Here is a 13,174-nt window from a genome sequence, read left to right as displayed (position 1 = left end):
CTTAAGATGCCTGACAAAAACGAAATTTTTGAAAACCTTTTATGATTGATCTTAAACCCTCCATTAATTTTTGGCATGATTTTAAAAGCAACCAAATTGCTGGAATGTGGCTGTTTTTGGGATCAAGACGTTCTCTACAAGTTGTACATCCATCTATTCTTCAGCTTATTGTTTGGGGAATATTAGGGGGGTGTACTAACTCTCTGTATAGCTGGCTTGTGGCTGGCCAAATCGGTGATTTCAATTCACAAGGTTTAATTGGTTATGCACTTTGGCCGTTTATTGCCTTAATTGTCGGTATTTTCTTATCCCAGCGCACCAACCAACCTCGTTTAATGCTAGTACCTGCTTTACTTTGGTTGGTTCTAGATACAAATATTTTATTAATTCAATGTTTAATTCAGTATTTGGGTTCTAATGGTTATCTCAACTTTATTCCCGATGCTATTTATAACGGAATTTTACCGAGCTTATTTGTAGCTTTGTTTGTGTGGCAAAGTTTAGCGGTGATTTGGGTTTTCTCACGCGAACTTAAGTGGCCTTGGTGGGAACGTGCACTTGTCATGGTTGCAACTATTGCAACGATGGTGGTGTGGCAACTTTCTGTAAAAGACCAACCGATTTGGAAGGTAGAAGATTCTGCTCCAACGTTTGCTGAAGATGCTTTTTATGCTCAAAGTAAACTATTAAATGATTCTTTGGAGCAAGTCCAATATGGTGAGCAGGCAAAAAGTCATTGGTATTTTTTAGGTGTTGCTGGCGATAGTTACCAAGATGTTTTTAAATCGGAAGTGGTCCGTATTAAAGAACAGTTTGATACACGTTTCGGAACGATTGGACGTTCGATGATGCTAGTTAATAACCCAGACACCCGTACAGAAATTCCAATTGCCTCTAAAACCAGTATCGAGTTAGCGTTACGCCGTATGGGGCAGCAAATGAACCGTGATAGTGATGTCCTATTTCTATATATGACTTCACACGGTGAACAGAATCACTTCGAAATTGAAAATGCACCATTAGATTTAGGGCAAGTCGACCCGAAATGGTTACGTGAAACACTTGATAAATCCGGTATTCGCTGGCGTGTAATTGTGATCTCAGCCTGCTATTCAGGAAGTTTTATTCCTGCTTTGCAGTCTCCAGATACTTTAATTATTACTGCTTCAGCTGCTGATAAAACTTCTTTTGGGTGTAATAACGAAGCTGACTATACCTATTTTGGTCGAGCTTTCTTTGATTTGGCGATGCGAGAGCAATCGTCGATGAAAGATTCGTTTAACACAGCTAAGCAAACTGTAACCAAATGGGAAGTGGCTCAAGGTGTTGAACCTTCAGAGCCTCAGTGGATGATCGGTAAAAATATGGAACTTATGCTACCTCAGTTGGAAAAGTATCTATTTCCTCAACAAAATACGGGTAGTGTAGATATTGCTCAAACAAGAACAGAGGCTAAAAACGATGCAACTCCTGCAAAAAAACCGCTGCTTTGAGGGTGAGCAGCGTATATACCAATTTGAATCTTCTTATTTAAAGGGACCAGCGAAGTTTGGTGTTTATTTACCCCCAGCAGTTTTAGAAGGTAAAGCTTGCTCAACTCTATTTTACTTAGCTGGGTTAACGTGTACTGAAGAAACCTTTGCCATAAAAGCACATGCGCAACATATGGCAGCACAACTCAGCTTAATATTGATTACCCCAGACACTTCTCCTCGTGGAGAACAAGTCGCAGCAGGGGATCATTGGGATATTGGGCAAGGTGCAGGCTTTTATATTAATGCTACACAAGCACCGTGGTCTGAGCATTATCAAATGGAAAGTTATTTAATTGATGAGTTATATCCACTCATTTTAAAAAGCTTTCCTGTAAACGCTCAACAAGTCGGTATTTTTGGGCACTCAATGGGTGGTCACGGTGCATTAACTTTAGCGTTTAAATATCCAGAAAAGTTTAAGTCGGTATCTGCATTTGCTCCGATCTGTGCACCAACTGAATGTGCATGGGGAGACAAAGCCTTTAGCCATTATTTAGGTGCAGACCGCGAAAGCTGGTTGGCTCATGATGCCACAGCGTTGGTCTCAAAAAATGGGGCAGTATTTGACGAAATTTTGGTTGATCAGGGCTTAGATGACCAATTTTATGAACAACTTCACCCTGAAAAATTTAAGCAAGCATGTTTAAAAGCGGGACAGCCTTTAACTTTAAGACAACATGCTGGCTATGATCATGGTTATTACTTTATTCAAACCTTTATGGATGAGCACTTACAGTTTCATGCAATCCAGTTAGAAAAGGTTGGTGGCTAATTAGTGCTGCCACTCCACCTGAAATTCTTGTTGAGCCATACGGTTTAGATGATCAAGGACAACTTTTTCTAAGTGGTCGTGGTCATCTAACTGGCTATCAATAGCAACATTTAACTGCTCTGTTTCTGGTGCAAGTGTAATCGTTGCTGTAGGCATTAAGATTTTAAAGTCTTGTTCAGTTTCTTGTACTTCGAACTTGTGTTTCCAATGATTAACCAGACGTTTTGCAATGCGTTTTCCATCGTTTGTTAATAGATAAGTTGTGCTTTTCATTATCAATCCTCACATTGGTTTAATGTACCTTAACAAATTCGTTTAGACGTTAGCATTCTATTGTTGCAACGTTACGTTGCAAGTTTGAAATGTTGTCATTTAAGCAAGCAAGGGCAGGTCAAATAGGTTCTTTTTTGTTATAATTTTCAGCCTCTCCTTAAATTTTTAGCCAGGTCATCCACCTATGTCCAAGCCTTACTTGATTGCTCCTTCTATTTTATCTGCCGATTTTGCTCGTTTAGGTGAAGATGTAGACAAAGTGTTAGCCGCAGGTGCCGATGTAGTACATTTTGATGTGATGGATAATCACTATGTTCCAAATTTAACTTTTGGTGCTGGTGTATGTAAGGCTTTAAAAAATTATGGGATTACAGCTCCTGTTGATGTGCATCTGATGGTATCTCCAGTTGACCGAATTATTGGAGACTTTTTGGAAGCGGGTGCAGATATTATTACGTTCCATCCAGAAGCATCGCACCACATCGATCGTTCATTACAGTTGATTAAGTCAGGTGGTGCTAAAGCAGGTTTAGTCTTTAACCCAGCAACGCCGTTGCACTATTTGGATTATGTACTTGATAAAGTTGATCAAATTTTAATAATGAGTGTAAACCCAGGTTTTGGTGGACAAAAGTTCATTCCAATGACATTAGAAAAGTTGCGTGAAGCTCGTAAAATTATCGATGCAAGTGGTCGTGATATTCGTTTAGAAGTTGATGGTGGTGTTGGCCCTGCAAATATTCGTGAAATTGCAGAAGCAGGTGCAGATATGTTTGTTGCTGGTTCAGCTATTTTTGGTCAACCAGATTATAAAGTAGTCATTGATCAAATGCGTGCAGAGCTTGCGAAAGTGGGTAGTGTAGACGCTTAAAAAGCATGTTGAACTGAGAATAAGCTTGTGGATAACTTTGTTTATAACTATATGGATAACTGTGTTGATAACCGTATGGATAAGATGTTGGTAAAATAAACAAAATTAGATCAACCGTTTATTCTCTAAGCGAAATGTATGAAAAAAGAACGTTTTGGCGTTCTTTTTTTATGCGTGTTGGATATTTTATTATCTGATTTTTTATTAAGCTTCGCTAAAAAATAACCTGTGCAAAAAACGATATAGCTCTGAGTGAAAATCTTTTTGAAATAGATAAGTATAAAACTGTAAAAGTGTCATGAAAAATAAAGCTAAATTTGCTTTAATAAGATTTTAGTAAGAGATTTAGATAATTAATGACGATAAAAATTTTAGCGGTAGATATGGATGGGACTTTTCTTAATTCTAAGAAGCAGTACAACAAAGCACGTTTTTTAAAACAGTACGAACAACTTAAACACAATAATATTCATTTCGTGGTTGCCAGTGGTAACCAACTCGCAAAGCTGATTACCTATTTTCCAGAAATTAGTCATGAAATTGCTTTTATTGCAGAAAATGGCGCGCATGTTGTAAATGCAGGGCAAGAAATAGCTTTTGCTCATTTAAGTCAGCAACAATATATTGAGATTCTAAAAGCGATTGACTCTACATATATTTCTAAAATGGTCATTTGTGGGAAACAAAGTGCTTATGTACATCGCAGCATGAACGCGGAGGACTATGCTAAAGTCGCTCGATATTTTGAAAAGCTGACAGTTGTAGATGACTTTTATGCACTAGATGACTTGGTATGTAAAATTACTTTTACTGCCGATGAGAATGAAAGCTTTGCAATTTTTGAACATTTCCAGAAGCAAAGTTTTGTGAAAGATAAAGTCTTAGTACCTGTTTCAAGTGGTTTTAATTTTATTGATTTAATCCTTCCAGACCAACATAAAGCCCATGGTTTAAAGCTATTACTACAAAAATGGCAGGTTGAACCTGATCAGGTAGTCGCGATTGGTGATAACAATAATGATATTCAGATGATTAAAGCTGTGGGGTATGGGTTTGCAGTTGAAAATGCAGTAGAAGCTTTAAAAGCTGTAGCTCCTTATGCAACTGTAAGTAACGAACAAGAGGGGGCATTACATGTGATTGATTTAGTGCTTCAGCATCAAACACCATTTTCTTAATCACTTAAAAACAAATAGTTAAGAATGAAAATTGTATCTGTTTTAAAACTTGGTTATGCTAATGGAGTTAAGATTAATCGTCGGTTCTAGGCAATAAGCTCTAATGACTCTACAACACTTACGCAAGTATGCTTGGTTTGTGTTCCTAATGACTTTGGTCATTGGGTGGAGTGGCGTGTCTATTGCTCAGACGCCGATGCAGCATGATCTTCACACTATGTCGTGTCATAGTGAAAAAATTTCGCATAACAATATGCATAGTCATGCTAGTGATCAAGCCATATGCCATGAGTCTGTGGATCAGCTTTCTCACTCGCATGGTGAGCATTGTCAGGACTGTAACCCAGTTCATTGTCAGATTGTGAATCTGGTATTACAGCAAGCGTTACCTGATCTTGAATCACAATTCATTCCTATTTCCTCTCAATTTAGCAGTATTTATCAGGCTCAGCATTTAGCCGGATACTGGCAAGAGATTTTACGCCCACCTAAAGCTTAATCCTTTCTTACTTATTTTTTTAATTAAAAAGGATTACAGAAATGTCTCATAAAACAATTAGCAGCCTCGTCGCTGTATTTGGTCTATTGGTTTCCCCATGGACTCTTGCCGCAATTAAGGAATATCACCTGAATATTAATGAACAACAGGTGAATATTACGGGTCAACCGCTAAAGCGAATTACAGTAAATGGTAAGTTTACAGCACCACTCCTTGAGTTTGAGGAAGGAGATGAGGCTGTGATTCATGTTCATAATCAATTAAAGAATCAAGATACCTCTTTACACTGGCATGGGTTGTTACTGCCAGGGTTAATGGATGGCGTACCGGGTTTCAATGGTTTTAAAGGAATCGCGCCAAACGGAGATTTTGTTTACCGCTTTAAGGTGAAACAAAACGGCACTTATTGGTATCACGCCCATAGTAAAGGCCAAGAGCAAGATGGTTTATATGGCCCGCTCGTGATTTATCCAAAAAGGAAAATACCCGTAGCTGCACATGAAAAAACTGATCGTGATTATGTGGTGATGCTTTCAGATTTTCATAATTCTTCTAGCGATAGCATTATGAAGAATTTGAAGAAATCTGCTGAGTATTATCAAAACCGCCGTGAAACCGTATCTGATGTTTTGAAGCAAGTTAAAACACAAGGTTTAAAAGCAACTTGGCAAGATCGTTCGATGTGGAATCAGATGCGGATGTTAAAAACCGATATGTCTGATGTGACGGGTTATACTTTCTTAGTTAATGGCAAGACACCACAGCAAAACTGGACAGGTAATTTTAAAGCTGGAGATAAGGTTCGATTGCGATTTATTAACGCATCGGCAATGTCATTTTTTGATGTCAGAATTCCAAATTTGAAAATGACAGTTGTAAGTGCAGATGGGCAGCCAGTCAAACCTGTGGCAATTGATGAGTTTCGTATTGGCATAGCCGAAACCTACGATGTGATTGTAAAACCTAAACAGCCAAATTATCAGATTGAAGCAGAGTCTATTGACCGTAGTGGTTTTGCCATTGGGACTTTGCACAATGAAAATGCGCAGGCTTTAGAATCCGTTCAAATGCCGCAGCCACGCCCACGTTCCTTGCTAACCATGGATGATATGGGGATGAGTCATGGCAATGGAGCAAGTGATGAACATGCTGGACATCAAATGAACATGCAACATAACATGTCGACTATGCCTGAAATGAAAAAAGAAGAGAGCCAGACTAATCATGATCACACAATGATGAACATGAGCCATGACATGAAAAATATGTCATCTAGTGAACAAGATCATTCTATGATGCAAATGAAGCATGACATGTCAGCGATGCCTGAAATGAAACATGATATGCAGGCAATGTCATCTAGCGAGCATGATAACGCTATGATGAATATGAAGCATGAGATGCCTGAAATGCCTGCGCAATCTGAGAATAAGGCTAAAAAGGATGAGCCCGTTTATGGCTGGGCAAATGCTTCGACGCCAGCGGGTATGAAAGCGCTGCAATATAGTGATTTGCAATCTTTAACACCTCAGCCAGACACACGTGCGCCAGAACGAGAGCTTGTTATTCGTTTAGGCGGCAACATGGAGCGTTATATCTGGACCATTAATGGCAAGAAATTTAGCGAAGCTGAGCCATTGCAAGTTAAGTATGGCGAACGTATTCGCTTGAAGTTTGTGAATGACAGCATGATGGCTCATCCAATGCATTTACATGGCATGTTCATGCAATTAGAAAATGGTCAGCAAGCTGAAAACTTACCAAATAAACATACCGTTATTGTTCCACCAGGAAAGACAGTTACTGCGTTATTGACAGCCGATGCTTTAGGAGAGTGGGCGATTCATTGCCATCTGCTTTATCACATGAGTGCAGGGATGATGAATAAGTTGATTGTGGCTCAAGTGAATGATGGAGCAGTAGATGCATCTCAAGCACCTGTTCAATCTGAAAATGAAAAAGGAGCGAGTCATGCGCATCACTAAGTTATTTTCTCAAATGATATGTTGCGGTGTTTTCTCTGGTGTATCGGTTCTTGCTTTGGCACAAGAACCCTTAACACATGATCATTTACGTGAACATGGTGGACAAATCTATCAAGCAACAAAAATTGATACTGGCTGGACTCAGAATGAAGAAGGAGAAGGCAGTTTTTCTTCTGCATTAGAAAGTTGGGTGGGAACGGATGAAAATAAATTATTCATCAAAGCTCATGTTGAAAAAGCCGAGTCCGAAGATGCTAATTACGGCGGTTCAGTACTTTACAGTCGAAATATAGCCGATTATTGGGATGTACAGGCTGGGGTAAACTACGAGCGTTTACAGCGGGAAGACAACAAGCAAGATCGCTGGGCTAGTGTAGTAGGCTTGCATGGTATGGCACCTTACTTTTTTGAAACCGATGCATATCTTTATGCAGGTGAAGACCAGCTATGGAAGCTAAGTTTAGAAACGGAAAGAGATTTACTCTTTACCCAAAAGTTAATTGGTAAACCTTATTTAAAAGCAGATGTTATTTTGCAAGATGAATCTCACTATGCAAGTAAAACAGGTTTATCCAATTTAAAAGCTGGTTTTCAAACCCGTTATGAAATCAACAAAAAGGTCATGCCATTTGTTGATGTGGGTTACGGCTATGAAAAAGGTTTAAAACAAACGGCTTGGCAAACTGGAACCGACTCTGAACATGGTTGGTATTATGGAGCAGGGTTAACACTTAAGTTCTAATTGCCGAACAAAAATTAAGCTTAATGACATGCCATTGGTTTATACTGATGGCATTGTTTTTTGTGTCAGTTATGGTGCACAGATGGCTTTAGAAAAACAAGAGAATCAAATACATTTAAATAAAACCAGCTCTAGCTGCGGGTGCTCAAGCATGCCGTCTCAGGAGTATTCTACACCTAGTGAAGCTGTGCCTAGAAAGAGCCAATGGGTGAGTTATTATCATATTCCTCACATGGACTGTGCAGCTGAAGAGCAAATGGTACGGATGGCTTTGGCCTCTTACGCTGACGATATACAAGAGCTCCATTTTGACTTGCCAGCACGGCATTTGGCGATTTATCACAGTGTTCAAGCTGAAAAGATTACTCAAAGTCTGCAACGTTTAGGACTAGGAGCAGAATTACAACAAACGCAGCCACATTATGAGCCTGTTGAAAAACCTAAAAAGGTTCGAGCTAGCTCTTCAATCAATGCAGCACAAAAGCAAGTTTTACAATGGCTGTTACTGATTAATGGCGTCATGTTTGTCATTGAGTTTATGGCAGGTATTATTGCTTCATCGACCGGATTAATCGCTGATTCGCTTGATATGTTTGCTGATGCTGCAATTTATGGCATTGCTTTATTTGTGGTAGGTAAAAATCTAAATGCACAATTAAAGGCTGCCCATCTTTCCGGATGGTTTCAGTTTGGCTTAGCCATAATTGTGTTAATTGATGTGTTGCGCCGTTTTATTTACGGCAGTGAACCCGTTTCAATTCTCATGATTTTAATTGGTGGATTGGCTCTGGCAGCCAATATTAGTTGCCTTTATTTAATGAGAGACCATAAAGAGAGTGGGGCACATATGAAGGCGAGTTATATCTTTTCTGCAAATGATGTCATCGTAAACTTGGGTGTCATTGTTGCGGGAATATTGGTTGCCATTACAGGTTCTCCTTATCCTGATTTAATGATTGGATTGATTATTGTTTTGTTTGTCTTAAATGGTGCACGAAAAATTTTACAGTTAAAAAACGAGTAGTATTTTCTAAGACAGCCAAGCTTTAGATAGGGTTTGCCTTCATTTTTTATTTTAAAGTAAACTGAGTCCTCACATAAAGGAGGAACGACCTCCCCCATATTGGGTAATCATGTCGGGACGACCTGACACTATAAAAATTAGTGAATGTTATGGCTTGGGCTATTTTAATTTTAGCAGGTGTATTTGAAATCATTTGGGCATATTCTATGAAAATGTCCGAAGGTTTTACACGTTTAACCCCTAGTGTTATTACCGTAGTTTTTATGATTTTGAGTGTAATTCTACTTTCAATTTCAATGAAAACTTTACCCCTTGGCACTGCCTATACGGTTTGGACAGGCATTGGCGCAATCGGGTCATTTCTAGTCGGTATTTTCTTTCTTCATGAGCCTGTTGGTGCTATGCGAATGATTGCCGCTGTCTTGATTGTGTCTGGTTTGGTTTTAATGAAAATTTCATCTCCGTCCTAAGAGAATAAAACTATGTTGCTGTCTTATAAGTATATCAATTCGCCTGTTGGGCAATTAAAGCTGGTTGCGAATGAAAATGCTTTGGTGGCAATACTCTGGGACAATGAAAATCCAAAACGTGTTCGACTGGCCGAGCTAGTCGAACAACTTGAGCATCCAGTATTATTAAAGACCGAACAACAATTAAAAGAATATTTTGAAGGTACGCGCCGTGAGTTTACATTACCACTAGATTTCGAGGGGACTGCATTTCAAAAGCAGGTCTGGTCTGCTTTATTGACCATCCCTTATGGTGAAACAAGAAGTTATAAAGATATTGCTGTTCAAATTGGCAATGAAAAAGCAGTGAGAGCAGTTGGCGCGGCAAATGGCAAAAACCCGATTTCAATTGTTGCACCTTGTCACCGAGTCATTGGTGCAGGTGGAGCTTTAGTTGGTTTTGCTGGTGGTCTTGATAAGAAAGATATTTTATTAAAACTAGAGCAACAATGAGCCGTTTTTGCGCTCGATTTTTTTAGACTTTTCTACTAAGCTGTCAATTATGATATTTCATAAGGTCTGTGCTTCACTGCATTGCTTTTTTGAAATATTGATCTTATTCATAACAAACTTTGGATGTTCTAAAAATGGCTGTCGGTGACGTAACAATGCCACAAATGTATGTGGTAAAAGGTGTAAAAATTGGCTCAACAGAAGCATATGTACGTTACCAAAACCGACGAGATTTAGTCATTTTTGAGTTTGCAGAAGGCTCAAATGTTGCTGGTGTATTTACTCAAAATGCATTTTGTGCAGCACCTGTTCATGTCTCTAAAGCTCATCTTGCCGAAGGTAATCCGCGCTATTTAGTGATTAACACAGGTAATGCCAATGCGGGTACTGGACCTACAGGCTTGAAAAACGCTCAAGATACTTGCGCGAAGTTAGCGGAGCTTGCAGGAGTTAATAGCTCTGAAGTACTTCCATTTTCTACAGGTGTGATTGGTGAGCAGCTTCCAATGGAGCGTTTACTTGCTGGTCTTCAGCCTGCATTAAATAGCGTACAAGATGCTGCTTGGAATGATGCTGCAACTGGCATTATGACAACAGATACTGTGCCTAAAGGCGCATCTGAACAATTTGAACTTGATGGCATTACTTATACCATGACAGGTATTAGTAAAGGCGCTGGAATGATCCGCCCGAACATGGCAACCATGTTGAGCTTTGTGGCAACAGATGCACCTATTAGCCGTGATTTAGTACAAAAGCTATTAAAGACAACAGTTGAGCATTCATTTAACCGTATTACGATTGATGGCGATACTTCGACCAATGACTCTTGTATTTTTGTAGCAACAGGTCAGGCGGGTGGCGCTGAAATCACATCGGACAGCGATGCACGCTACGCTAAAGTGTTAGAAGTTCTTGCTCGTGTAATGAATCGTTTAGCCCAGTTAATTGTCCGTGATGGTGAAGGTGCGACGAAATTTATTACTGTGGCTGTAGAGGGTGGCGGTAACATTCAGGAGTGTTGTGACATTGCTTATAGCATTGCGCATTCACCACTTGTCAAAACTGCACTTTTTGCATCGGACCCGAACTGGGGACGTATTTTAGCTGCGATTGGCTATGCAGGAGTTAAAGACCTAGACGTGTCTAAAATTCAAGTGTGGTTAGACGACGTACAAATCTGTAAAGACGGTGGCGCAGCTGAGGACTATACCGAAGAAGCGGGTGCGCGCGTTATGGCACAAACCGAAATTACCATTCGTGTTGATTTAGGACGTGGTCAGGCCAAAGACACGGTATATACGTGTGACTTATCTTACGACTATGTCAAAATTAATGCTGATTACCGTTCTTAAATATCAGTTATAATCAAGCCTCGACAAAGAGGCTTTTTTATTAGCCCCATCTTTTGATATTAAATGATTCAATCCGTAAATCATTTAAGCAGTAACGTTATATGCGAGCAGGTATGCCAGCATGAAGGATAGAGAAGACGTTTTATGAGTGATGCGACTTTAATTGCCAACGATGCAAAAAACATTGTACAAGCGCATTTAGACCGTTTAGGTGAGCCAAAAGACAATCGCTTAAGTGAAGAAGCAAAACAACAAAAGTTTGCGCAGATCGAAGCAGAGCTCAAAAAACGTGATGCTGTCCTTGTTGCTCATTACTATTGCGACCCTGAAGTACAAGAACTTGCCGAAAAAACAGGTGGATGCGTTTCTGACTCTTTAGAAATGGCCCGTTTTGGACGAGATCATGCAGCCTCTACACTGGTTGTGGCTGGTGTTAAGTTTATGGGAGAAACAGCAAAAATCCTGTCTCCTGAAAAAACAATTTTAATGCCGACACTTGAAGCAACCTGCTCACTCGACTTGGGTTGCCCAGTTGATGAGTTCACGGCATTTTGTGATCAGCACCCTGACCACACTGTAGTTGTTTATGCTAATACATCGGCTGCTGTTAAAGCACGTGCAGATTGGGTCGTGACATCAAGCTGTGCGGTTGAAATTGTTGAGCATCTAGACAGCTTAGGTGAAAAAATTATTTGGGCACCAGATCAGCACTTAGGTCGCTATATTCAGAAGAAAACTGGTGCAGATATGTTGCTTTGGGATGGCGCATGTATTGTGCATGAAGAATTCCGTGCGCGTGGTATTGCCAACATGAAAGCACTGTATCCAGACGCTGCTGTATTGGTACATCCTGAGTCACCAGAGTCAGTTGTAGACATTGCAGACGCGGTAGGTAGTACGTCTCAACTCATTAAAGCTGCGCAGACTTTGCCAAACGAAAGACTCATTGTGGCAACAGACCGCGGTATTTTCTACAAAATGCAGCAAGCTGTACCGAATAAGATTTTAGTTGAAGCGCCAACAGCGGGTGAGGGGGCAACTTGTCGTTCATGTGCCCACTGTCCTTGGATGGCAATGAATGAACTTGACGGAATTTTAGAAGTTTTACAAAAAGGTGATCAGGAAATACACGTTGATCCAGCGCTTGCTGAACGTGCCAAAATGCCTTTAGATCGAATGTTAGCCTTTAGTGCATCGTTAAAACGTTAAAAAACCTCAAAATGCTTGTTAAATATACATTTGATAAGGATTTTTAACTTTTTTTGAGAATAGGTGTTGACGTCTGAGGGCGTCGCGCCTAGAATGCACACCGTACCGCACGATGTGCGATACAGCAAAAGCTGAGATAGATCGGAGCATAGCACAGCCTGGTAGTGCACCTGGTTTGGGACCAGGGGGTCGTAGGTTCGAATCCTACTGCTCCGACCACTTAAAATAATATTTTAAGATCGGCGAAGTATCGCATGATAAGCATCATCGGTTAAGCGCCTGTAGCTCAGTTGGATAGAGCATCCGCCTTCTAAGCGGATGGTCACAGGTTCGAATCCTGTCAGGCGCGCCATTTGGTAGCTTGGTACATAGAACTTATTTGATGGTGGATGTAGCTCAGTTGGTAGAGCCCTGGATTGTGATTCCAGTTGTCGCGGGTTCGAATCCCGTCATTCACCCCAATTTCGGAGCATAGCACAGCCTGGTAGTGCACCTGGTTTGGGACCAGGGGGTCGTAGGTTCGAATCCTACTGCTCCGACCATATTTAAAAGCGTTCAAGCTTTGAAAATATCCCAAATATTGAAAAAAATTTCTTCTAGTCTTACAGATAGAAGGAATTTTTTTGTTTTTATATATTTAAATTTTAATTCAAACGTCTCCAATATTTGAGCTTGTTTAAATAAGCTCTGTTCTCTGTTCTCTGTTCTCTGTTCTCTGTTCTCTGTTCTCTGTTCTCTGTTCTCTGTTCTCTGTTCTCTGTTCTCTGTT

General features: G+C 40.1%; 14 protein-coding genes and 4 tRNA genes. 16 read left to right on the top strand and 2 right to left on the bottom strand.

Annotated features, from left to right (window positions below; translation table 11 throughout):
* Positions 1-41: 41 nt before the first annotated feature.
* Positions 42-1,493 (top strand): C13 family peptidase, encoded by a 1,452-nt coding sequence (locus tag F968_RS15390; protein WP_004794454.1) that lies wholly within the window; start codon positions 42-44, stop codon positions 1,491-1,493.
* Positions 1,462-2,307 carry an S-formylglutathione hydrolase gene (gene fghA / locus F968_RS15385; RefSeq protein ID WP_004794451.1) on the top strand — a complete coding sequence of 282 codons (846 nt, stop codon included), beginning with the start codon at positions 1,462-1,464 and terminating at the stop codon, positions 2,305-2,307. Before F968_RS15390 ends, fghA begins: the two co-directional genes overlap by 32 nt.
* Here the strand turns inward: fghA and F968_RS15380 are convergent, their stop codons facing one another.
* Positions 2,308-2,580, bottom strand: a complete 273-nt coding sequence (locus F968_RS15380; RefSeq protein WP_004794449.1) for a DUF2218 domain-containing protein — start codon at positions 2,578-2,580, stop codon at positions 2,308-2,310.
* Positions 2,581-2,764: 184 nt separating this feature from the next.
* Here F968_RS15380 and rpe point away from each other — a divergent pair, with 184 nt between their 5' ends.
* From rpe to F968_RS15310, 14 genes are all read left to right on the top strand, one after another.
* A complete protein-coding gene (rpe, locus tag F968_RS15375; RefSeq protein ID WP_004794447.1) occupies positions 2,765-3,451 on the top strand; it encodes a ribulose-phosphate 3-epimerase in 687 nt (228 codons plus the stop codon).
* 356 nt (positions 3,452-3,807) lie between these two features.
* A complete protein-coding gene (locus F968_RS15370) occupies positions 3,808-4,629 on the top strand; it encodes a Cof-type HAD-IIB family hydrolase (protein WP_004794445.1) in 822 nt (273 codons plus the stop codon).
* A gap of 103 nt (positions 4,630-4,732) precedes the next feature.
* Positions 4,733-5,128 carry a hypothetical protein gene (locus F968_RS15365; protein WP_004794444.1) on the top strand — a complete coding sequence of 132 codons (396 nt, stop codon included), beginning with the start codon at positions 4,733-4,735 and terminating at the stop codon, positions 5,126-5,128.
* A gap of 41 nt (positions 5,129-5,169) precedes the next feature.
* Positions 5,170-7,113 (top strand): copper resistance system multicopper oxidase, encoded by a 1,944-nt coding sequence (locus tag F968_RS15360; protein ID WP_004794442.1) that lies wholly within the window; start codon positions 5,170-5,172, stop codon positions 7,111-7,113.
* Entirely contained in the window at positions 7,100-7,855 is a 756-nt protein-coding gene (locus F968_RS15355; RefSeq protein WP_004794440.1) for a copper resistance protein B, read from the top strand. Before F968_RS15360 ends, F968_RS15355 begins: the two co-directional genes overlap by 14 nt.
* A gap of 28 nt (positions 7,856-7,883) precedes the next feature.
* On the top strand, positions 7,884-8,879 hold the full coding sequence (locus tag F968_RS15350) for a cation efflux transmembrane domain-containing protein (RefSeq protein WP_004794438.1): 996 nt from the start codon (positions 7,884-7,886) through the stop codon (positions 8,877-8,879).
* A gap of 149 nt (positions 8,880-9,028) precedes the next feature.
* Positions 9,029-9,349: a DMT family transporter gene (locus F968_RS15345; protein WP_004794435.1), complete on the top strand. Its 321-nt coding sequence runs from the start codon at positions 9,029-9,031 to the stop codon at positions 9,347-9,349.
* Between the two features lie 12 nt (positions 9,350-9,361).
* Entirely contained in the window at positions 9,362-9,841 is a 480-nt protein-coding gene (locus F968_RS15340; RefSeq protein ID WP_004794433.1) for a methylated-DNA--[protein]-cysteine S-methyltransferase, read from the top strand.
* Between the two features lie 134 nt (positions 9,842-9,975).
* A complete protein-coding gene (argJ, locus tag F968_RS15335) occupies positions 9,976-11,196 on the top strand; it encodes a bifunctional glutamate N-acetyltransferase/amino-acid acetyltransferase ArgJ (protein ID WP_004794431.1) in 1,221 nt (406 codons plus the stop codon).
* Between the two features lie 144 nt (positions 11,197-11,340).
* Positions 11,341-12,405 (top strand): quinolinate synthase NadA, encoded by a 1,065-nt coding sequence (gene nadA, locus F968_RS15330; protein WP_004794428.1) that lies wholly within the window; start codon positions 11,341-11,343, stop codon positions 12,403-12,405.
* Positions 12,406-12,547: 142 nt separating this feature from the next.
* Positions 12,548-12,624, top strand: a tRNA-Pro gene (locus F968_RS15325).
* A 56-nt stretch (positions 12,625-12,680) separates the two neighbouring features.
* Positions 12,681-12,757, top strand: a tRNA-Arg gene (locus F968_RS15320).
* 33 nt (positions 12,758-12,790) lie between these two features.
* Positions 12,791-12,866 (top strand) — tRNA-His (locus tag F968_RS15315).
* Between the two features lie 4 nt (positions 12,867-12,870).
* A tRNA-Pro gene (locus tag F968_RS15310) sits at positions 12,871-12,947 on the top strand.
* Between the two features lie 13 nt (positions 12,948-12,960).
* Here F968_RS15310 and F968_RS20480 read toward each other — a convergent pair.
* Positions 12,961-13,174: hypothetical protein (locus F968_RS20480; protein ID WP_212749653.1), on the bottom strand; the 214-nt coding region annotated here is incomplete at its 5' end.

Origin of the sequence: Acinetobacter sp. NIPH 817 (assembly GCF_000368405.1) — a bacterium.
GTDB lineage: Bacteria > Pseudomonadota > Gammaproteobacteria > Pseudomonadales > Moraxellaceae > Acinetobacter.
Note: the sequence above shows the minus strand (reverse complement) of the source record. Positions and strands in the feature narration are given on the sequence as shown.